Source organism: Roseimicrobium sp. ORNL1 (assembly GCF_011044495.1).
GTDB lineage: Bacteria > Verrucomicrobiota > Verrucomicrobiia > Verrucomicrobiales > Verrucomicrobiaceae > Roseimicrobium.
The window spans coordinates 3008130-3031113 of the sequence record NZ_CP049143.1; the positions used below are offsets into that span (position 1 = coordinate 3008130).

Below are 22984 nucleotides of genomic sequence, written 5' to 3' on the forward strand. Positions count from 1 at the left end.
TTCTGTTTTGGTGAAGAGTTCCCGTCCGGCAGGTGTGGGGCTTGTGGAGTTTTTCTGTGGGATGCCGTGCGGGGCTCCTTTTTTAAGAGATGCTGGTCAGACCGGAGGTCTAACCTCCACTGTCAGGCGGGGACGCCTAACCTCCTGCTGAGTGCGCGCACTTTCTCCAAAGAATTTTGCCATTGCGCTCGTAGTGGCAATCCGCTGGAATCCCACAGCACCACCTCACTCCCTTTTGCCTCGCATGACTCAAGCAGCGCCCGCTCTCTCTGACGAGAAGTCCCACATGAAGCTCTTCTGGGCGTGTTTCATCGCGCTGGTGGCCACGTCGTTCGTGTTCGGCATCCGGGCGAATACTCTCGGTGACTTGCAGGAGGCCTTGGATCTCTCCGAGCAGCAGAAGGGAGCGATCAATGGTGCGGGCATGTGGCCGTTTGCGCTGAGCATCATCTTCTTCAGCCTCGTCATTGACTACATCGGGTACAAGACGGTGGCGATTTTTGCCATCCTCTGCCACCTGGTGTCGCTGTATTTCCATCTGCAGTCCAAGACGTATGATGACTTCTACTGGAGCACTCTGCTCATCGCCGTGGCGAATGGCTCGGTGGAGTCCTTCATCAATCCGGTGGTGGCCACCATCTTCGCGAAGCAGAAGTCGAAGTGGTTGAATATCCTCCACGCAGGCTGGCCAGCGGGTCTGGCGCTGGGGGCGCTGGTGTGCCTGCTTTTCCCCAATACCACGCTCTTCTTTGATACGAGTTGGAAGTTCCGCTTCGCGACCTGCCTCATCCCGGTGGTGGTGTACGCCCTCCTGGTCTTCCCCTGCAAGTTCCCGGTGCAGGAGCGTGTGGCGGCAGGCGTGAGCTACCGGGACATGCTCAAGGTCTTCGGCGCGGTGGGCTTCTTCATCTTCTTTTCCATGCTCACCATGGCCTACTACCAGTCCCGCACGGAGGAAATCGTCTGGAGCAGGGTGCTGATGGTCGGTGGTGCAGCAGCCTTAATCGCGGGCATCTACACGCGGTCGCTGGGACACTGGCTCTTCCTGGTGGTGCTGCTGACCATCGGACCCCTTGCCACGACGGAGCTGGGCACGGATGGCTGGATGCCTGAGTTGCTGAAGCTGGGCGGTCCTGCGGGTGTGGATGGCGCGATGTTCGCCGCAGGCATTTTCCTCTACACCTCAGCCATCATGACGGTGCTGCGCTTCTACGCGGGACCGATTGTGCACAGCTTCTCACCCATCGGTCTCCTGGTGGTGAGTGCGGTCGTGGCGATTGGGGGTCTCATGTTCCTCTCCGTGTCCGCGGGATGGATGATTGTGGCTGCGGCCACGGTGTATGCCTTTGGTAAGACCTTCCTGTGGAGCACCACGCTGGGGCTTACGGCCGAGCAGCTGCCCAAGGGGGGCGCGCTGGCACTGAATGGCGTGTCCGCCGTCGGGGTGCTCTTCCTCGGCGTGCTGGGTAACCCGTACTTGGGCTTCAGGCAGGACCATGATCAGTCGCAGCGCCTTTCCGTTCCGGAGCACGCTGCTCTCTACGCCAGCATCAAGGGTGAAGAGAAGCCCAGCGTCTTTGGCAATGTGCCCAGCCTCGATCAGGCAAAAGTCGCCGCGCTCACCACGGAGAAGAAGGCAGAACTGGAGAAGGTACAGGCCCTGAGCAAGCGCAGCCAGTTCGTGACCATCGCGATTCTGCCCACTTTCATGCTGGTGTGTTACATCCTCCTGTGGTTCTACTTCAAGTCCAAGGGCGGGTACAAGCCGGTCTCCATCTCCCACGGGGATGAGGCGGAGCCGGGGTTCTGAGGTCACGGCAGGGGTAATTTTTGCTTGTCCGGCCCCTCCTTTCTGATAAAACCGCGCTGCCCTGAAGGAGTCGGCCCTTCGCCACGTTTGTTTTTGCCCCATTCTTCAAGACAGCAACCACGCATCCATCCATCCAACCAACACAATAAAATATGAGTAACGACGTGGGCATTGCCCCGAACGCAAAACGCCTGCTTTGGGCAGGGTTCATGGCCATCCTCGCGGCTGGCGTCGGATTTGGCATCCGAGGCGGCATTTTGGCCAACTGGGGCGCGGACTTCGGGTTCACAGGTGCTCAGCTGGGTGACATCGGTGGAGCGGGCTTCACCGGTTTCTGCTTCGGCATCATCATCGGCGGCGTCGTGGTGGACAAAATCGGATACGGCAAGCTGGTGGTGGCCGCTTTCCTCTTCCACGTGCTCTCAGCCTTCATCACTTTTGCTGCTACCAAGGGGCAGGCACAGGACGTGGCGTTCAACTACCTCTACTGGGGCACCTTCGTTTTCGCGCTGGCGAACGGCACGCTTGAAGCCGTGGCAAACCCGCTCGTCGCGACGCTCTTCCCCCACAACCGCACGCATTATCTGAATATCCTGCACGCCAGCTGGCCCGCGGGTCTTGTGCTTGGTGGCCTTGTCGGCTGGTTCCTGGGAGATCGCCTCATGCTCGACTGGAAGCTGCAGCTTGGCATCTTCCTCGTTCCCACCGTGATCTACGGCATCTTCTTCATGGGCCAGAAGTTCCCGAAATCGGAAGCTTCGGCCAAGGGCCTGAGCGTCGGCGAAATGATGAAGGAAGTGGGTATCCTCGGTTCGGCGGTTGCCTGCTTCCTGCTGGTGCTGTTCTTCCAGAACGCACTCCAGCTTCCGGTGTGGCTCTCGTACGCCCTTGGCGGCGTGATCCTCGCTGGTGTGGCCATCATCACCAAGTTCTCGCTCGGTTCGATTCTTCTCTTTGTTCTCTTCGTCACGCACGTGCTTGTGGGTGCGGTTGAGCTTGGTACGGACGGCTGGATTCAGAACATCACGGGCAACATCCTCAGTCCTGCCCAGGGCAAGATCCTCTTCGTGTTCACCTCACTGTTGATGTTCTCCCTGCGCTTCTGCGCACACTTCATTGAGAAGAACCTCAAGATTTCGCCCATCGGCATCCTGCTCATCTGCTCCGTGCTGGCAGTGGTCGGCTTGAATCTCGTAAGCGGCATCACCTCCTTTGTGGGCGCCATGCTCGCACTCGCCGTCTACGCTCTTGGCAAGACCTTCTTCTGGCCCACGATGCTGGCCGTGGTGGGTGACCGCTTCCCTCGTACGGGTGCCATCGCCATGTCCATCATGGGCGGCTGCGGCATGATGTCCGCGGGTCTGCTGGGTTCGGCTGGCCTTGGTTATGCCAAAGACCGCTTCGCTGGCGAAGAGCTGCAAAAGTCGAATCAGGCACTCTATGCCCAGTACAAGGCTGAGAAGCCGAGCAAGTTCCTCTCCCTGGAAGCAGTGCATGGTCTCGATGGCACCAAGCTTAGCGAAGCCCAGAAGGCTGGTGACAAGCAGACGGCCGATCAGAAGACCGTGGTGGCCGCGAGCATCGCGGGTGACCGCCGCACGCTGAAGGCTGACGCTTTCATCCCTGCCGCGATGGCCGTGATCTACTTGCTGCTGCTGCTCTACTTCAGGGCCATCGGGGGCTACAAGCCGGTCTCGATCGAAACCGAGCGAGTGACCGGTGGCGTCAATGCGCCCATGGAAGCGTGACGTTTCCATCATGAATCCCAAAGGCGGCTGGCTTCGGTCAGCCGCCTTTTTGTTTTCACACGACGGAGCCAGTCGCAAAGTAGGGCACACCCCATTTGCATGTGACGCGGATGCGCGTTCTTTGGCGGCATGAGTTTTTCTCGCCTGCTTCGCTCCGTGACTGGGCTGTGCCTTGTCTCTGTCGGCGTGTTGTCTGTCTTCAGCGCAGCTTCTCACGCGTATGCTGCAGACCCCACCGAAGCGGAAGCCAGGGCCGCGCTCCAGCAGTGGATGACGGCCTCCTCGAAAGCGAAGACGGTGACGGCGGACTTCGAGCAACTGCGTAATCTGCGCAATGTGAAGCGCCCTTTACGCAAGCCTGGCGAGCTCTGGATCGTGAGGGAGGGAGGCAAGTTCCGCTGGCAGATTGGCGAGCCTCCCACACTCATCGCCGTGCGTGGAGCAGATGGCGGCATGATGGTGGTGAATGTGGCGGACAACGAGGCGCAGACCTGGACCAAGGAAGTACTCCTCGAGAAGGAGAAAGAGGGCAAGGGGCAAGGTTTTTCCTCGATGATGGAGGCCATGCACACGCCCACGCTGGCGGAATTCGAGCAGCGCTTCGAGCTCAAGGACTGGCGCGTGGATGCCTCAAACCCGGGCTTCTGGGAATTCGACCTCGCCTTCCGCGACCGCCGCACGTCCCTGGTGGTGCGCCAGCTTCAACTCGCCGTGAATACCCAGGACGGTGCCCTGCGCTCCATGACCCTCCACATGCGTGATGGTTCCAGCCTCAGCACGGTCATCAGGAGCTACACACTGAACAAGGCGGTGCCTGCAGATACATTCAAAGTGGATACTGCCGGGTATGAGGTGAAGAAAGGCGAGTAGGGGGAGAGTTGATGGCTGAGGGGCGATGGTTGATAGCCTAACAGGAATGCATTCAGCGATTTCCCAACTGCTGATGTCCTATATGGACGGCGCCTTCGATTCACCTGCACTTGGATGCTTTGTGTTTCAGGCTATCAACTATCAACCATAGACCATCAACCCGATGGAAAATCCTCCCATAGCAGCCAATCCCCTCGACTCACTTCCTCACGGACCCGAGTTCCGGTTTGTGGATGCCATCTTGGAACTGGTGCCCGGAAAGGCCGCATTGGGTACGTATCTGCTGAAGGGGTCCGAGGATTTTCTGCGAGGGCATTTTCCTGCGCAGCCCATCCTGCCGGCGGTGATCATGGTGGAGGCGATTGCCCAAGTCGCGGGCGTGGCCCTGCAGAGCGATCCTGAGATTCCTCCCATGCCCGACTTGCGGCTCACAGCGGTTCGGAATGTGAAAATCCTCGGTACCGCCACACCGGGTGAGACGTTGCAGATTGAGGCCACGGTGCAGGGCCGCATGGGAAATCTCGTGCAGGCCAGCGGCAGCGTGAGGGTGGGGGACAAGGTCATCGCCGAAGGACAGGTGACCATGAGCGGAGGCAGCGCCACGCCCCCAGCGCCTGCCGCTTGAAGGCAGCGTCCCTTCATGCGAGACTCGCCCACATCACCCATGGCTACCTACGTCTACGAGACCATTCCCCAGATTGAGGGCGAAAAGCCCAAGCGCTTCGAAGTGAAGCAGAGCATGAAGGACGCACCCCTCACGCGCCATCCTGACACCGGCGAACCCGTGGTGCGAGTCATCACCGGCGGCGCCGGGCTCATGGGCCTGAGTGCCGGCACCAGTGCCGCTTCCTCCTCGGGCGGCGGCGGGTGCGGTACCGGCTGCGGTTGCCACTAGGCTGAACCGGTCTGGGCACCCATCTTGGGCTGACATTGACCGTTCATCCGCAAGATTTTGCTGCAAAGTACAGATATGACTTGCAGCGAGCCCGGCTGCGGGCAATGTGGCTGCCCGCCAAATCGATTTCGGACAGGTGCCAGAGTGGTCGAACGGGCACGATTGGAAATCGTGTGTGCTAGAAATAGTACCGAGGGTTCGAATCCCTCCCTGTCCGCCACTAGTGAATTGATTATGAGAGAGTTATGAGGTGAGTCTCACCCGGTTCTGACAAGTTCTGACCGCTCTCCCTCTATTGGGTGAATTGCGAACCATTCCGCACCTTTTGCGTGCGTGACCGCCTCGAAATAATGACGGCGGATCATGTCGATTGAGTTGCCCATTTCCAAGGCGGTTTGCGGGAGGTTTCGGGTCTGTGCCACCCTGTAATACCAAATGAAGTAGATATTGGGTAAAAATCGAGGCAAACGGCGTGTGACTTGCTACAAGGTGTGTATGAAGCGAGGACGACCGCGAAAATGGAATATCAGTGAGGAAGTTGCCGTGCAGTTGCGTGAAGCCAGCAAGCGAGCCGGCAGCGCCAGGGACAAAGAGCGCCTGCAGGCGGGGTTGCTGGCCGCCCAAGGAGTGTTGAATCTCGACGAGATTGCCGAGGCAGTGGGGCGGGCACGCTCGTGCGTGCAGCGTTGGATCGACAAGCTGCAAGAAGGCGGCGTGTCTGGCCTGTTGGAGCGACGCCGTGCTCCTGGTGCGGTGCCTGCATTGGACCCTGCCCAGCAAAAGCAACTGCGCTCCGAACTCAAGCGCGGATCCCATCGCACCGCCGCCCAGATTGGGCAATGGATCCAAGAGCAGTGGGGCATCACCTTGAGCCAGCCAGCCGGCAGTGTATTACTGGCTGGGAAAATTAGCGGCGGTGTTGCGCGTGCCTCGGCCGCAGCACCGCCAGCACGACGCCGCCAAGGCCGCTGAGTTTCGCGAGGCATTGCGCGAACGCCTGCATGAACTCAATGTGCCGCGCCAGCGGCCGGTGAGGATTTGGTTGCAGGACGAGGGACGCTTTGGTTTGCACGGCTTTGCACGCCGGGTGTGGACCCTGCCAGGCATCAAGCCGGTCGTGCCCACGCAGCAGCGCTACGAATGGTTTTATGCCTTTGCCGCGCAGGAATGCACGCAGGGCAGCATGGAGGTGGCTTACTGGAGCGGCGTGGAACTGCCGGTGACGCGGAAGTTCCTTGAACAGATCGCCGCCTCTGAGCCAGCAGCTGAACATGTGATCATCTACGACGGAGCTGGCTTCCATCCCAAGCCTGGTGTGCACACGCTGCCGGAGCATGTGCACGTCATTACGTTGCCGCCTTACAGCCCTGAGCTCAACCCAGTGGAAAACCTCTGGGATCTACTGCGCGATGAGGTGTGCAACCAAGCCTTTGACTCCCTGGGTAATCTGCAGTCACGCCTCACTGTCGCTCTCCAGAACTACCGTCAACATAGTACCAAGGTCACCAGCCTCATCCATGGGTGGATCAAGCGCACCGTAAACGCTTCCTCTCCGAGCATTATACCTGTTTTTAACTAAAATTGGTATAACGTGGCTCAGAGGGCATTTGGTGGCAGCATAGGAACGACATGAAAGTTCGATTTCTCTGGTGGGAGCCGCTGAAAAAGCGGCTCACAAAAATGGTGGTGCCCAGGTAAATCAAGGCGGGCGGACTCGCACTAACTTGGGCCTGTTACTGGACGGCCTGTTCTATCGCCTGCGCAACGCAGGGCCCTGGCGTGACCTGCCAGAGCGGTTCGGGCCGTACTCCACCATTCACGGCTGGCACAGCCGCTGGGCCAAAGACGGCCTTTGATTCAAAATCCTGGAGGTCTTCACGCGCCGAGTCCGCGGTCTGGTGCGCTTGGTGGATGGCACTCACATCCTGGTGCACCAATGCGCGGCCAATCCCGCTGGCGGTGCTGCCGCACAAGCCATGGGAAAGACTCGTGGTGGACGCAACACCAAGCTCATGGCTCTGACCGATGCCTGAGGTCGCTTGGTCAACACAGCGCTCATTGAAGGACAGGCTTACGAAGGACGTCATGTGGTCAATCTAATCAGAGCGGGATGTAATCTGCGCATCGTGGGGGACAAGGGTTTTGATGATGACAAACTTCGCGACACACTACGCGCCTTGGGTCATCAACCGTGCTTCCCCACCAAGAAGAATCGCAAACATCAGGTGCGCATCCCCAAGAAACTTTACCGCACTCGATACCGGGTGGAGAACTTCTTCTGCCGCTTGAAACGATGGGGCTGCACCGCCACCCGTCGTGACAAGCTCGCTCAGAACTTCCTGTCCCTTATTCACTTCGCCGCAGTGATTGACTGGCTAAGATCCTAAATACAGGTTTTCAGACACGACCTAGGAGAACACTTGGGTGCATCAGAAGTCATTCGGAGGCTAAAAAGAGGGGCAGAGCTGGGAAGTCGGTACCCAGGCAACGGTCAGCCGGGAAGACATGGTGCTCAACAATGCTGCCTATCGACGGTTTGGTAGTTACGTGAAAGCTCTGCAGGCAGCCGGCATTGAGTCGAATCAGGTATGGCTCAGAACTCCGAAGTATGGCCCGAAGCATTTCGACGAGCTGAAAGCCGAGATGAAGAGGGCGGCATCAATGCATGGCCACGAGAGAACAAAAGCAGCTCAAGAGTTGAAGGACCGATTCAGACATCTCGTTTCCAATCGCCTCGGAAACTGGAGAAAGGCGTGTCGGAAATTCGGGGTGAAGTTTGATACTCTGGCTGTCTATCCGTACGCCACCAAAGAAGATGTGCTGTATGGACTCCGGCAGTGGGCTCAGAAGGGTAGTGCGAGAATCACCCGAATTCAGCGTGAGGATCCCGCATTAGTGCATTCTGCTTACCGGTTGTTTGATAGTTGGGGGAGGGTTGCTCGATGTAGGCTGAGTGCGAAACTCACGGTGAGGTGCAACGCATTTTTGGACCAGCGAGTGTCTTAGTTTAGGTTTCTGGATTGGGTCTCAAACTGATTGGGGGTGAGGTAACCGATGGCGGAGTGCTTGCGCTGGTTGTTGTAGTAGCCCTCGATGTACTCAAAGAGTTCCAGTCGTGCATCGGTGAGATCTTCAAAGCGGCCTCCTTGAAGCATCTCGCGCTTGAGGGTACCCATGAAGGACTCTGTCCACGCATTGTCATAGGGGTTGGCTCGCCCCGACATGCTCTGGCGCAGGCCGGCACGCGTGAGCACGGAACGGAAGGCAGTGCTGCCATACTGGCTGCCCCGGTCGCTGTGGAAGACAATGCCGCTGGCTTTGGGATGGGTTTGCAGGGCTTGTTCCAAGGCATGGACGACGAGTTCTGCACGCATATGTGATGCGAGACTCCAGCCCACAATGCGACGCGAGCCCAAATCCATGACCACGGCCAGATAGAGCCAGTTTGCCGTAGTGGGAATGAAGGTGATGTCTGCGACCCAGGCCTCGCCGGGCTTCTGCGGCACGGGCTGCTGGGCCAGCAGATTGGAAGAGGGACGGTCTGCCCGGCCATCGCTGGTTTTGGGCAGGTAGTTCTTGGGTTGGATGGCCTTGAGGCCCCGTGTTTTGAGGATGCGGCGCAGCCTCGAAGGCGCACACACGATGCCATGGTCACACAGCTCCTCATGGATCCTGCGGTAGCCATAGCGGCACCGGTTGCGTTTGAAGATCTCCTCGATGAGTTCCCCCAGGCGAGCGTCTTGCTCATGGCGTGAGATAGGCTTTGCCGCATGGTAAAAGCTGCTGCGGGGCAGCTCCAGGACGTCGCAGATCTTGCGCACACTCCCACCGGTCTGGCGCTGGAGTTGCAGGATCATTTCGCGAGTTTGGACGGCGATGGCGTGCCCAGGATGACAGCGGCCTTTTTTAAAATGTCGTTCTCCAGGCGCAGGTTGGCGATTTCACGCCGCAGCCGGTGCAGCTCGTTGGCTTCGCCCTCCTCGCCTCCGGCTCGTTGGTCTGCGCCCACGAGCTGCACCGGCTGCCTTTGGGACCGGGTCCAACGGTAAAGGATGCCAGTGCCAATGCCGAGTTCTTCAGCCACCTCGGACACACTCTTGCCCATGCGGACCAACTCCACGGCATGGGTTTTAAAATCACTGCTGTAACGCTTTTTTCGGGTCACGGTACTCATACGGCTTGTCTCTTATCCCGTGGTCCAAGAAATTAGCGCACCTCACGGGACTTGCGGATTTTCATGAAGAATTGTTGCGCTTGCGATTGCGGATTTGCATTCGCATAAGTAAAAAATTTACCTGGACTTCGTAGTAAAATCCCTTGTGAATCTGTGGGGGACTTTGTATCCACGGCGGAATGCATTTTTTCACCGAGGAAAAATCCGCCGCGCATAATCAGACCAACAAGGGGTGCAATCGCCCCATATCAGGCAGGTTGCGGAGCTGGGTTATGGCCCTGTCGCTGGCGTTCGGACTCATAGGAGGGGCTCATCTTGCTCAAGGTCAATCCACCATGGTTAATAAGCGAATCGCCGCTGGCTGGAATCACACGGTGGCCATTGGTGAAGGTGGAACGGTATGGGCATGGGGAATGAACAATATTGACGAAATGTGGGGGGACCCCAGTAGTAGACTTTCGGATTATCTGGAACCCGTCCCTGTGAGGATCGGCACCCTGACGAATGTGATATCTGTCGCGGTCGGGGCCCATCACAATGTCGCGCTCAAGGATGATGGCACGGTATGGGTTTGGGGCGTCAATGGTGGCTGGTGGGGCAGCAATGGTGGCGGGATCTTGGGAGATGGCACGCTCAACAATTCGGCTACGCCAGTCCAGGTCACTGCCTTGAGTGACATTGTGGCAGTGGCAGCCGGATATGCCCACACCTTGGCACTCGATGAAAATGGCACCATCTGGGCATGGGGAGCCAATCAGAATGGCCAGCTCGGAGACGGGAGCACCACGCAGAGGTTGCATCCGGTAGCACTCACCACCATCACCGGAGTCAAAGCTATTGCCGCAGGTGACAAATTTTCTCTGGCCATCAAAGACAGCGACGGTTCTGTGTGGGCTTGGGGTGCGAACGGATATGGACAACTCGGCAATGGCACCACCACCGAACAGCATGCGCCGGTGCAAGTTGGCACTCTTTCGAATGCCGTTCAAGTGGCCTGCCGCGGACAGTGGTATGGTTTGGGGCATGCTATCGCCCTACTTTCTGACGGCAGTGTGTGGACTTGGGGATGCAATCAATCTGGTGAGCTGGGACTCGGGAATTACACCTCCAGTTCTTCACCAATGCCGGTGCCGGGATTGTCAGGAATTGTGGAAGTGGATGCAGGGCCATGGTCAAGTACGATGGCACTGAAGTCGGATGGTACCGTCTGGGCCTGGGGCTTAAACTTCAATGGACAACTTGGCAACGGCACCAAGACCTCGAGCAATACGCCAGTACCGGTGAATGCACTGAGCAATGCGGTGGCCATCGCCGCCGGATATGATCATTCGGCTGCCATTGCGGCTGACGGAAAGGTATATACGTGGGGGAATCACGCCGCCGCGCAACTGGGAGACGACAGCACCTTTGCTTCCCACGCGCCGGTCCAGTCGACTGGGGTTGGTGCCGTGAAACAGGTGGTTACAGGGAATGCCCACACGCTGGCTTTAAAGCATGACGGTACTGTTTTGGCATGGGGCTTCAACCGCTTCCACCAGTTGGGTGATGGCACTTCACAGAGCAAAGCTAATCCAGTGCCTGTGACGGGATTGACTCATGTAATCGCGACGGCAGCCAATGCCCACCACTCTGTAGCTGTGAAGGATGATGGCACGGTATGGTCGTGGGGGAACAACAGCTCTGGGCAATTGGGAGACGGCACTACCACGAACCGCTCTACGCCCGTACAGGTGAGCGGTATCACTGGTGCTTCTAAGGTAGCTGCGGGCTACTATCATGGACTGGCTCTCAAAACTGACGGAAAAGTTCGCGCTTGGGGAGATAATTCCAAAGGGCAGTTGGGAGATGGTACGACTATCACTCCGCTGACGTCCGTGGAGGTTAGTGGGCTCACTAATGTCACTGCCATTGCGGCAGGAGGCGAGCATTGCCTTGCTTTGAAATCTGATAAGACGGTGTGGGCATGGGGAAGCAACTATAGCGGTCAGCTGGGAAACAACAGCTGGGATCCCAGTTCCGTGCCCGTGCAGGTCCGTGTCCAAGGCGGCGGTGTTCTCACCGATGTGATCGCTGTCGCTTGCGGGTACGAGCACAGTATGGCTCTGAAGTCGGATGGCACGCTGTGGGTGTGGGGAGCCAACGACCAAGGCCAGCTTGATGACGACACCAACTCGTGGCTCAACGTTGCTACTCCGGTCAGCGGCTTGAACGATGTCGTCTCTATCGGGGCTGGAGAATATCATTCGCTCGCGGTGAGGTCGAATGGTGAGTTGTGGGCAAAAGGAGGATCATCATTTGCTGGAACGTTAGGGGATGGCAGCACGGGACACCACCTTACCCACGTCTCAGGTGGGGGCGGTTTCACCGTCGCCCTCAAGGAGGATGGCACTCTAATTGCCTTCGGCGGGAACGACTCGGGGCAATTTGGTGAAGGACTGCCGTGGAACATAGAAGCCTATTCCCCTGTACAGGTTAAAGGCCTGAACGTTCTCCACGAGGCGCCCGCAGTGGAGATCACGAGCCCGGCTTCGAGCCCCGTCACCATGTCCCTGGGGCAAACCCAATCGATAACGGTGACCGAAATTCCAGGAGAAACCCAGCTGGAATCCGTATCGCTGTACCATCACGGTGTGCTGGTCGGTACGGATTCAACTCCTCCCTATACCTTTGGGTTCACCCCTTGGACGTACGGTAATTATGAATTGCGTGCCATCGGCACGGACAGCTTGGGGTTGGAAACGGCGCGTTCTCCGGCTCTTTCCATCCAGGTTTCCTATAATAGCGATTCCGATACTTTGCCGGATTGGTGGGAGATAGCAAATTTCGGCACCCTTACCCATGATGCAAGTGGCGACGTCGATGGAGATGGAATGACTAATGGGGAGGAGTTCCTTGCAGGACTCAATCCTTCGCATTCAAATGCCCACGAAGACGATGACCACGATCGGTATCCCAATATTTTCGAGGTAAAGAATGGATCGGATCCGCAGGATGCGAGCAAAGTTCCAGAGCCCCAGTACGTGGTGGATCCCAGTGGGGGTGGGACGCATACGGCAATTGCCGACGCCGCATGGGAAGCTGGCGACTATGAGATCATCCTGGTGAAAAAGGGTACCTATACGGGGTGGGATAATGTGGGATTCACAGTCTACAGCAGCGCCTTGCTTATTTCGGAAGACGGTCCCGCCTCTACTATCCTCGATGGTGAGGGAGAAAGATATGGTATCGACCTATGGGAGAGCGCAGTAGTAGAAGGCTTTACAATCAGGAATACATTCTACTGGAACGCTGTTACCGCCTGGGAGGGGAGTCCGACGATTGTTAACTGCTTGATTCAGAATCATTTCACTGAAGGCTCGTCAGGGGCCATTGCCAATTACGGTGCAGATCTAATGGTGATGCACTGCACCGTTGCTGGGAACTACAGTCATGGAATCTATAGCGATAGTGGCTCCACCACTGTCTGCAATTCAATTTTCTGGAATCGCCTCGGCACTGAGTTTCGGGTGGGAGACTTTGCAACTCTGGATGTGTCGCACTCGATTGTAAGGGGCGGTCATGCCGGCACTGGGAACCTTTCCTCTGATCCTTTGCTCACGAAGAGCGGAACCTTGAAGGCTGGCTCACCCGCCATTGACGCAGCCGTTTTCTATTACACCTCCGGCAGGGATCTGCACCATGAACCCCGCCCTGTGGGAATGCTGCCGGATATTGGTGTGGATGAATGGGTCGACACCGATGCAGACCATCTCCCCGACGCCTGGGAACTAGAGACTTTCAGCAGTTTGTCCCACAATGGAATTGGGGATGGTGATGCAGATGGAGTGAATGATCTGGATGAATATGAGTCTGGCACAGATCCTCTTGTGGCTGATTTGGACACTGATGGCGACGGGATGACCGATGCCGAGGAGATTGCTGCAGGTCTAAACCCTTCGCGTTCCGATGCCCAGGAGGATGCGGATCTAGATCGCTACCCCAATATCACTGAGGTGAAGCACGGAACCGACCCTTTTGATGCAACAAAGATTCCTCTGCCACAGTACATCATCGATCCCGATGGGCCCAGCTCTTCCAACGAACTTCAGGACGCGGCAGAGGACGCCAGGGGCTATGAAATCATTCTGGTAAAACCCGGCACGTATTCAGACGATGATAACCTCGAGTTTGTCCTGCGTGACAATGTGTTGATGATTTCAGAAGAAGGCGCTGCCGCGACCATTATTGATGGTGAAGGGGAAGATTCCTACATCACTCTCTATGGGAATTCGGTGTTGGAGGGGTTCACCATCAAAAACACCTCTAACGACTACGGGGCGGTTTGCGCTTCAGGTGGCAGCCCGGCGATCATTAACTGCTTGTTCCTGAACAATTCCTCTGAGGAAGGCGGAGCAGCCATCTTCAACATGGGTGCTGATTTGATGGTAATGCACTGCACCGTTGCCGGGAACGACAGCCATGGGATCTATGGCGACGGCGGAACCACCGGTGTCTACAACTCCATCTTCTGGAATCCGCTTTCGACCGAGTTCCTGTTTCAGGACCCGGGGAGCCTGACCGTAGGTCACTCCATTGTAAGGGGCGGTTATACTGGCACGGGCAATCTTTCTGCGGATCCCTTGCTCACACAGAGTGGAATTTTGAAGCCGGGTTCTCCTGCAATTGACGCGGCGGTTGCCTATTATACCTCAGGCAGAGATCTTCACAATGAACCCCGCCCAACCGGGACTCTGCCGGACATCGGTGTGGATGAATGGCTCGACTCCGACTCAGACAACATGCCGGACGCTTGGGAACAGGAGACTTTTGGTGACCTGACTCATGATGGAACCGCAGATGGTGATGGAGATGGGTTGAATGACTTAGGCGAGCTTGTGTTTGGCTCGAATCCTGCCATAGCAGATGAAGATGGCGATGGGGCGAATGATGGAGATGAAGCTGCTGCAGGAAGCAATCCTTCGGTTACCGACACCGACGGTGATACTATGCCCGACGGCTATGAGATTCACCAAGGCCTGAGTCCGACCGATCCCAGGGATACGCTGGACGACAAAGACGGTGACCGTGTGCCTAATCTCTATGAATATCACCGGGGCACGGCGGCTGGAACTCCGGAAACCCTGGTGCCAGACTTCATAGTTGATGGCGAGGGGGGAGGGACCCACACGACAATCGGCGCCGCCATTACTGCAGCCAACATTGCCGTCGACGACTGGCAGATTGTCTTTGTCAAGCAAGGCAGCTATGCCGAGGCCGTAGTTTTAAGTAACAAACGCATGGTACTGCTGGGTGAACTGGGTCGTGAAGAGGGAAGTAAACTGCCCATCATCGAATCTCCTTCGTACACTCCTTCGGTCACTCTCAATGTAGGAGATGTCGTGATGGATGGGTTTGTGATCCGGCACCCGAGTTCCACCTATGGGCGAGGTGTCGAAGTTTTTGCAGGCGATACGGAGGCAGTGAAGTTTAGTAACTGTTTCATCACGTCCAACCTTTCTTCTGATGGATCAGCGATCAATGTGAATTCCTCGGAGTGCAGGCTTGACCACTGCACCGTGTTTGGCAATAGATCACCGATTTTTCTGGGTCCGGAGCCAATCGGAAGCAACGCCATCTATGTGTTCAACAACGGAAGGCTGCGTTTGCGCAATACCATCGTGTGGAACACAGATGTCCCCACGGGTGGGGCGCAAATCGAAGGCAATGAGGGTACACAGATTGAAGTGTTCAATTCGATTGTCCTCGGTGCTGAGCATGGCGCCTCGGGGGCTGATCCGCTGCTAACTCTGACAGGACATCTTCTCCCTGGAAGTCCGGCCGTTGATCCCACCGGTGGGCTAACCTTCTCGATTCCCTCATTGGACGTAAATGGTGAGGCTCGTACCAGCCCACCGGACATTGGTGCGGATGAATGTATCAACAGCGATGCCGACGGTATGCCAGACTGGTGGGAATTGCTCCATTTTAGCGACCTGAGCCATGACGACACTGATGACGGCGATGGTGATGGACTCGGTGATTTGGATGAGCTTATATTCGGATCGGATCCTTTAGTCGCGGATGCCGATGGCGACGCGGCCAATGACGGAGTGGAACGTACGGCTGGCACCAACCCGAATGATGCAGATACTGATGATGATGGCATCCCCGACGGATACGAGATAACCAAGGGCCTCGATCCGTTCGAGCCCAGAGACTCGCTGGACGATAAGGATGGAGACCGCGTGCCGAATATTTACGAGTACCATCGTGGTACAGACGCTGCGGTGGCGGAGGTGCTGGTCCCGGACATAACTGTCGATCCAGACGTCAATCCAGAGACAGCGACCGTCAAAAAGACCGTTTTCGATGCGGTTGAAGCAATCAATAGTCAGCCAGGTGATTGGAAGGTCATCTACGTAAAGAAGGGGCAGTATTGGGCACCCGATACAACGATTAGATTGGAAGACAAAAGCATTGCCCTACTTGGCGAGCGTACATTGAATCCTCCTTTGCTTGGAGCTGGGCTGGCACCTGCGTTGACTATCAGCCATTCTGATGTGGTCGTCGATGGCTTCGTCATTCGGCATGAGCTGCCTGAGTTGAGCTTCATCGGCATATCGGTGGGTCTTCCTTCTGATCAATCGCGAGCGAGAGTGGTTAATTGCATCATCAGGGACAATAATGAGAGCAGGGGGGCGGGCATGTACATCTCCAAGGGTGAGTGCCTTGTTGATCATTGCACATTCTTTGGTAACAATGCTATACCGAGTTGGTCCGCTTCACCTCCGGTGGAGGGTCTTGGTATCGCGGTTGATGCCTCGGCTAAATTGCGACTGCGCAACTCGGTGGTTTGGAATACGGGCGCACCCGCAGGAAGCTCGCAGATCTGGTCCAGCGAATTGGCATCTGTAAATGTCATAAACAGTATTGTTCTTGGGGGAGAATTTGGGGCAATAAGCAGCAATCCACGTCTGGACCCGGCATTTGGCCTCCTGCGTCTGGGAAGTTCTGCAATTGATGCGGGAACGTCGCTGGGGTCGGGTGGACCAACGGTAGATTTTCAGGGTAACCCGAGAGGTTCCAGCCCTGATATTGGGGCGGATGAGTTCATTGATACCGATAGCGATGGGCTTCCGGATGTCTGGGAACAGCATTTCTATTCAAGCCTTGGCTATTCCGAGACCTATGATGGTGATGGAGATGGGCTGGCGAATCTCTACGAATTGGCTTGGGGAATGAACCCAACGCAACCAGACACCGACAATGATGGAACGACAGATCTTGTAGATGTGCTGGCTGCGGAGTGGCCAAACGAATTCCCGGATTCTGACAACGATGATCTCGCCGATGCGTGGGAGCAGTATTTCTTTGGCAACCTTTCGCAATTGGATACCGGTGATCCGGATGGGGATGGATTGACCAATTACTATGAAATGAGATTGGGTTACTTTCCAAATGACGCGGATTCTGATGATGACAACACTTCAGACTTTTTCGAAGCTCTGAACATCTCGGGTCCGATTCTCCCGGAGGATACCGGCGACGATGATGGTGATAGCATGAGTAACGTCAGGGAGTTGATTGTCGGCACGAATGCAAGCGTGGCGGATACCAACGGTGACGGACTTCTGGACGGGATGTCCTTGAGCATCGGCTTTAACCCGCTCTCAAGCGATAGTGACGGCGATGGAGTGAGTAATCTTGACGAAATCGCCAATGGCACCAGCCCGCTTGTGGCAGACACGGACGGCGACGGTGTGAACGATGGGGTGGATGTCTTCCCATTGGATCCCACCCGGTCTACAGCGCCGTCCGGAAGCCCGATGGATACGACTCCCCCTCAAATCTTCCTGGACTCGCCCGGTAGCGCGACGCCCCTCTAAATCCTCCCTCATGACAACCAAGGTACTTAGAACTGCAGGCTTGCTGTGTCTGATTGTGAATGCTGGCTTGTGCTATGGCCAGATCGAGAATCAGCCCAAAGTCGAACCTTTTACGCCACCACCACCGGTAAGAACCAAAGCGCCATCGAAGAAGGTGGCGCGCGTAGCTCCGTTGCAAAAGGCGGAGACCAAGGTGGTGCCACTTCGACTGTCTCCGAAGTCAACCAAGGAGGAGGTGATGGCGTTCCAGGGTTTCAGGGAGCCGCTTATGCCCGTTGATGGTTCAGATTCGCCTTCCGACCGTGCGGCATTGATGAGCGCGCTAGGGGGGTGGCTGAAACGTTCCTCTACGGACGATTACACGAAGTTGGAGGAATTCCTGGTGAAGCATCCCAGATCGGTGTGGACACCAGGGGTTCGGCTTAATCTTGCGTATATCTACTACGAAACAGGTTACTTTTCCAAGGCGCTGGCTTCCTGGCAGACACTGTGGGAAGAAACCAAGGGTCTAAAGAACCCAGAGGGGGGAAAGCTTGCCACCATCGCTGCATCGGAGTTGGCTGTCATGCTTGCGCGCGTCGGGCGCATGGAAGAACTTGAATCCCTGTTGAAGGAGGTGGAAAGCCGGAGCTTCAGAGGCAACGCACTGATCCAAATCGACCGGGCTCGCGAAGGTCTTTGGAACATGAAGAACCGCCCGGGCATCGCGTTTCGTTGTGGCCCCTACGCGCTAAATCTGATCTACGTACAAAAGTACTCCAAGGCGAAGGAAGGGTTCTTGGACGACAAGGAGGTGGCGTCACCTCGTGAGGGATTTTCGCTCACCAGGTTACGCGAGTTTGCAGAGGCGAAGCTTGGCATGACCATGCAGGTTGCGCGCCGTTCACCGGGAAGTCGAGTCATCACCCCGGCTGTGGTTCATTGGAAGGTCAATCACTTCGGTGCCTTGCTTCGGGAGCAGGATGGCAATTATCTGGTAAAGGATCCCACCTTCGGAAACGACACTTGGGTCACCTCCGCCGCCCTCGACTCAGACAGCTCCGGATATTTTCTTGTTCCAGAAGGTCCCTTGCCGGAAGGCTGGAGCAAGGTATCCATGTCTGAGGGAGCTTCGCTCTTCGGCAAGGGACATTCAGGCAACAGCGATCCTGATGAAACCACGGGTTGCGATCCTGTGACTTGCGACGCATGCGAAGATGGTCACGGCATGGCCACCTATCGATTCCACTCGATGCTTGCTGGACTTCACATTTTTGACATCCCCGTGGGCTATTCCGCAGCAAGAGGACCCTCGGTCGCATTCAAAGTTTCGTACAACATGAAGGAGGCTGGGCAGCCATCCACAATGACTTTCACCAACTTCTCCCCCCAGTGGGAGAATGAATGGTGCTCCTATCTAGAGGATAACCCGGGAGTCCCTGGAGCAAATATCAAGGTGAATTTGCCAGGGGGCGGCGCGGAGACCCACACCGGATACAATGCGACTACCCTGATCTTTGGTAAGAACCGCCGTTGGGACACCATCCTCGCGAGGCTTACTGCGAATTCATATGAACGCCGCATGCCCGACGGCTCCAAAATGGTCTATGCTCACGCCATCGGCACTACGGGACCGGCGCGAAAGGTGTTTCTTTCCCAGGTGGTCGACCCTCAAGGAAATGCTGTAACACTGAACTACGACACGACACCTGGTTACGAAACAAGGTTGCTGGAGATTGTTGATGCAACTGGCCTCGTAACCACATTGCAATATCAGGAGCCGGGCGAACCATACCTCGTGACGGAGATCGAAGACCCGTTTGGAAGATCAGCGCAGTTCACTTATCAAACCGTCTCCGGAGCCAAAAGGCTGACGACAATCACGGATGTTATTGGGTTGCAGTCCTCCTTTGAATACGACGGGAGCGGACTGATTACCGCCCTTGTCACCCCCTATGGGCGAACCACGTTCGCCTTTGGCAGTCCGAATATCCCTTATGGATTGATTCGCTGGATTGAGGCCACGGACCCTCAAGGAGGCAAGGAGCGCATTGAGTATCATCTGGGGTCGTACATGACGAAAATCCCGAACAGAATTCCACTTACTCAAGTTCCCCTTGATACCGGATACAATCTCTACATTGAGGACATGGATGATCGCAATACGTTCTATTGGAGTCGCAAAGCCATGTATCATGCTGCGGGCGACTACTCCAAAGCGCATTTATACCATTGGTTGCAAGTGGATGGAGCGGATGTTGCGTCTGGAGTCTTGGAAGGTGAAAAGCCAGCCTATGGAAGTCGGGTATGGTACCGCTATCCCGGGCAAACAGAGATCAACAGCCTGGGTACTAGCGCCAAGCCGATTCTCAGTGCCCGGTTAATAGAAGATGAAAGCGGCGCACATGTCTCAGCATTCAGTCAGTTCGAGTACAACGATGCAGGGAATACCACGCGAATGATAGACGAGTTGGGCAGGGACACAGCTATCGAATATGAAACCAATTTGATCGACGTAAAGGCGGTCAAACAAAAGGTAGGGGGCGTGTATCAAACTCTGAGTTCGGCAACCTATGACCCCGGGTATCCTGCTCACCGGATGGAGACAGTCACTGATGCGGCTGGCCAGACAACCACCTTTACTTACAACGCCTTTGGTCAAGTGGCGACAGTGACAAACCCGTTGAATGACATCACCACTTTCACCTATGAGACTAATGCGGCCAATGATGGCTACGGTCAGGTGAAGCTTATCACGGGGGCTCTCCCGGGTGCGACTACTGCTTTCACTTTTGACGGATTTCAAAGGATTCGCACCGTCACGGACTCCAGCGGGTACACCACGACTTTTGACTACGATGACATGGATCGCGTGACCCTGATCACCTATCCCGATACGACTACAGAACAAATCGTGTACGAAAAGCTTGATCTGTTCGCACAAAAGGATCGGGAAGGCCGATGGACACGGACATGGCACAATGCTCTCCGGAAACCTGTTCTCATCGTCGATGCGCTGTCTCGCACCATGCAGCTTGAGTGGTGCAAGTGTGGAGCACTTCAAAAGCTCGTGGATGGAAGGGGCAATCTCACCCGATGGCAGTATGACGAACAGGGACGCAATACGGCGAAGTTCTATGCCAACGGCAAGACCACTGCTTTCACGTATCAGTCACTGAGTGGTCGCTTGAGTTCCATCACTGACAGTAAGGGACAAGTGAAGCATTTTAGCTACTTTCTGGATGGTCAGGTGAAGCAGGTGTCCTACGGCAATGCCACGGTGGCCACAGCTCCGGTGAGCTTCACTTACGACTCGGAATATCCGGGTCGAGTTTTGACTATGACCGATGGCGTTGGGACCACGAGCTACGCCTATCATCCTGTGGGCTCCTTGGGCGCGTTGCGGGTGAGTACGGAAGATGGTCCTCGTGCGGGTAATTCGGATCTGATTGCTTACACCTATGATGCCCTTGGGCGGATTAAGACACGCAACATCGGCTCGGTAGGCAATGAAAGTCTGATCACTTGGACTTACGACTCGCTCGGACGGCCCGTGGGTGAAGTCAATAACTTAGGGGCCTTTGTTTACAATTACGTGGCCGAGACGGAAAGACTTGCTGATGTTGAGTATCCAAATGGCCAGAAAACTTTGTTCGACTATTTCAATGCTGTCGGTGATCACCGGCTCAAGACAAGTGAAAATCTGGGCGATGGCACCAATCCGGCGAGCACCTTGAGCCGATTTGACTACACGTATACGCCGAATGGCAACTTGGTCACCTGGCAACAGCAGGTGGGGAGTTCCCCGGCCACTAGGTTCAACTTGCTGCACGACGCCATTCAACAGCTTACCGCAGCCACTTTGGTGGAGGCGGCCAGCCCTACTACGATTCTTGAGCGTTCGTCTTTCCAGTATGATCGCAGCGGGAACCGCGTGTCAAATCAGAAGGGCAACGTTGTCGTGCAAGCTGCATACAATCAGCGAAATCAGCTGACGGCCACCACTGGCGGGGGCAAGCTTCTTGTTGAAGGATGCACAGACGAAGCTGCATCGGTGACGGTGAATGGCGTCGCTGCGACCACTGACACGTCCAACAACTATCAGGCTTGGATCGACGTGGTTCCCGGGGCCAACACGGTCACAGTGGAGGCCAGCGACTTTGCTCCAGTGCCTAACGCGACATCCAAATCTTGGTTAGTCACTGTAACAAGCCCAGGATCTCGCAGCTTTACCTATGATGACAATGGAAACACCCTGACGGATGGGCTGCGGACATTTGAATGGGATGCCGAAAACAGGCTGGTCAAGATCATCCAAGGAGTCAACGTATACGAGTTCGCCTATGATGGTATAGGGCGTCGCGTCGCTCAAAAGGTGAATGGAACTTGGGCAGAACAGTGGGTGTGGAGCGGGTTGATATTGTGTGAGGAACGGGACAATGCTGGCAGTGTCACAAGGCGATTTTATGGCGGTGGTGAAGAGTGGGTTGGTGGGTCAAATGCCGGCGACTATTATTACACTCGAGACCACTTGGGGAGTGTTCGCGAACTGACTGACAACACGGCTGCGATACGGGCTCGATATACTTATGATCTCTGGGGCCAGCGCACTCAAATGGGTGGAGACCTGAACACACAATGGGGCTACACAGGGCACTTTCATCATGTGAGTGGGGTGGTTCTGGCGCCGTTTCGAGCGTATGATCCGGGGACCGGCAGATGGCTGAGCGAGGATCCAATTGGCGAGCTTGGGGGCGTAAACCTTTATGGTTACGTAGGGAATAGCACAGACGGTTCGGTCGACTTTCTGGGTTTAGTTGACATGAATTTTTTCAGCCCGAGCGAAAAAAGAATATACGATAGTGCCAATCGGGCTGCTAATGGACTATTAGAAGTTATCACTGTAGGAGGGCATGGGAATCCGATGGGCATGCTAGACACTAATCGCAGGGACTTGTCCCCCCAAAAACTTGCCAGCCTCATAAGAGCTCACCCAAAATTTGACGGCAAGCGACCCGTCTATCTGATGTCTTGTGGCACTGGCGCTACACGGAGGGATGGCTTGCCGAACTTTGCGCAGCAGTTGGCGAATGAGTTGGGTGTAACGGTGTGGGCTCCCGATCAGTATATTTGGTATTGGGATGATGGTTATACCAATATCGGGAATGCCAATATTTGCCACCTTAGTGATCTTGGCCCGCCAAGGGGTGAGAACTGGGGGCATTATTATGAGCATAAGCCAGTTATGAAAGCTGGCTCGAGACGCCCAATTTTTCCACCAAGGATCCCCGAGGGAATATGAAACGCCTCCAAATGTCACTTGTTTGCATGCTGTGGTTGTTGTTGGTTAATTGTAAGGAACAGCCGCCAACAACAGGTAGGGAAGAATTTTTTATAGAAGCCGGTGAGCGCAAAGCGTTGGAAGGGACGGCGCTTGCTGGAGATATGGTGAGCTCGGAACGGTTATATAAGTACTACTTATACTGCGTATATGAACAGGATAAGGCTTTATACTGGTTGAAAATTGCTGAAAAAAATGGCAGCGAAGATGCTCGAAGTTGTTTGAGGCATATGCCTTGACGAAGGGTGGCTGCCAAATCAGCCTTTCTAGGCTGATTTGGTGCTATCTCGTCAACCGCTGCT

General features: G+C 55.8%; 14 protein-coding genes and 1 tRNA gene. 12 read left to right on the forward strand and 3 right to left on the reverse strand.

The genetic code is table 11. From position 1 onward, the window contains the following. The first annotated feature begins 244 nt into the window (after positions 1 to 244). From G5S37_RS12180 to G5S37_RS12215, 8 genes are all read left to right on the forward strand, one after another. Complete coding sequence (locus G5S37_RS12180; protein WP_165204199.1) at positions 245 to 1810, forward strand: MFS transporter; 1566 nt, start codon at positions 245 to 247, stop codon at positions 1808 to 1810. A 152-nt stretch (positions 1811 to 1962) separates the two neighbouring features. Then, positions 1963 to 3558 (forward strand): MFS transporter, encoded by a 1596-nt coding sequence (locus G5S37_RS12185; protein WP_206026418.1) that lies wholly within the window; start codon positions 1963 to 1965, stop codon positions 3556 to 3558. A gap of 129 nt (positions 3559 to 3687) precedes the next feature. Continuing rightward, entirely contained in the window at positions 3688 to 4428 is a 741-nt protein-coding gene (locus G5S37_RS12190; RefSeq protein WP_165204202.1) for an outer membrane lipoprotein carrier protein LolA, read from the forward strand. Positions 4429 to 4591: 163 nt separating this feature from the next. After that, complete coding sequence (locus G5S37_RS12195) at positions 4592 to 5053, forward strand: 3-hydroxyacyl-ACP dehydratase FabZ family protein (RefSeq protein WP_165204205.1); 462 nt, start codon at positions 4592 to 4594, stop codon at positions 5051 to 5053. Between the two features lie 39 nt (positions 5054 to 5092). Beyond that, positions 5093 to 5323 (forward strand): zinc ribbon domain-containing protein, encoded by a 231-nt coding sequence (locus tag G5S37_RS12200; protein ID WP_165204207.1) that lies wholly within the window; start codon positions 5093 to 5095, stop codon positions 5321 to 5323. Between the two features lie 130 nt (positions 5324 to 5453). Then, positions 5454 to 5543: transfer RNA gene (locus G5S37_RS12205), tRNA-Ser, on the forward strand. A 275-nt stretch (positions 5544 to 5818) separates the two neighbouring features. Beyond that, entirely contained in the window at positions 5819 to 6295 is a 477-nt protein-coding gene (locus tag G5S37_RS12210) for a helix-turn-helix domain-containing protein (RefSeq protein WP_165204210.1), read from the forward strand. Next, positions 6210 to 6902, forward strand: a complete 693-nt coding sequence (locus G5S37_RS12215) for an IS630 family transposase (RefSeq protein WP_165204213.1) — start codon at positions 6210 to 6212, stop codon at positions 6900 to 6902. The genes G5S37_RS12210 and G5S37_RS12215 overlap by 86 nt, the downstream gene beginning before the upstream one ends. 154 nt (positions 6903 to 7056) lie before the next feature. Here the strand turns inward: G5S37_RS12215 and G5S37_RS32520 are convergent, their stop codons facing one another. Next, positions 7057 to 7410, reverse strand: coding sequence for a hypothetical protein (locus tag G5S37_RS32520; RefSeq protein WP_240914856.1), 354 nt, complete (start codon positions 7408 to 7410; stop codon positions 7057 to 7059). On the opposite strand from G5S37_RS32520, the gene G5S37_RS12225 reads away from it, so the two are divergent. After that, complete coding sequence (locus G5S37_RS12225; protein ID WP_240914857.1) at positions 7411 to 7710, forward strand: transposase; 300 nt, start codon at positions 7411 to 7413, stop codon at positions 7708 to 7710. 615 nt (positions 7711 to 8325) lie between these two features. Here G5S37_RS12225 and G5S37_RS12230 read toward each other — a convergent pair. Further along, entirely contained in the window at positions 8326 to 9180 is an 855-nt protein-coding gene (locus G5S37_RS12230; RefSeq protein WP_165201609.1) for an IS3 family transposase, read from the reverse strand. Further along, on the reverse strand, positions 9177 to 9497 hold the full coding sequence (locus G5S37_RS12235; RefSeq protein WP_165201705.1) for a transposase: 321 nt from the start codon (positions 9495 to 9497) through the stop codon (positions 9177 to 9179). The genes G5S37_RS12230 and G5S37_RS12235 overlap by 4 nt, the downstream gene beginning before the upstream one ends. A gap of 335 nt (positions 9498 to 9832) precedes the next feature. Here G5S37_RS12235 and G5S37_RS12240 point away from each other — a divergent pair, with 335 nt between their 5' ends. From G5S37_RS12240 to G5S37_RS12250, 3 genes are read left to right on the forward strand one after another with little or no spacing between them, the layout of a single operon-like run. Further along, positions 9833 to 17362 carry a choice-of-anchor Q domain-containing protein gene (locus G5S37_RS12240; RefSeq protein ID WP_165204221.1) on the forward strand — a complete coding sequence of 2510 codons (7530 nt, stop codon included), beginning with the start codon at positions 9833 to 9835 and terminating at the stop codon, positions 17360 to 17362. A 10-nt stretch (positions 17363 to 17372) separates the two neighbouring features. Then, the gene (locus G5S37_RS12245) at positions 17373 to 22643 is read left to right on the forward strand and encodes an RHS repeat-associated core domain-containing protein (protein ID WP_165204224.1); all 5271 of its coding nucleotides are present in this window, start codon (positions 17373 to 17375) and stop codon (positions 22641 to 22643) included. Next, positions 22640 to 22921, forward strand: a complete 282-nt coding sequence (locus G5S37_RS12250; protein WP_165204227.1) for a hypothetical protein — start codon at positions 22640 to 22642, stop codon at positions 22919 to 22921. The genes G5S37_RS12245 and G5S37_RS12250 overlap by 4 nt, the downstream gene beginning before the upstream one ends. The last annotated feature ends 63 nt before the right edge of the window (positions 22922 to 22984 follow it).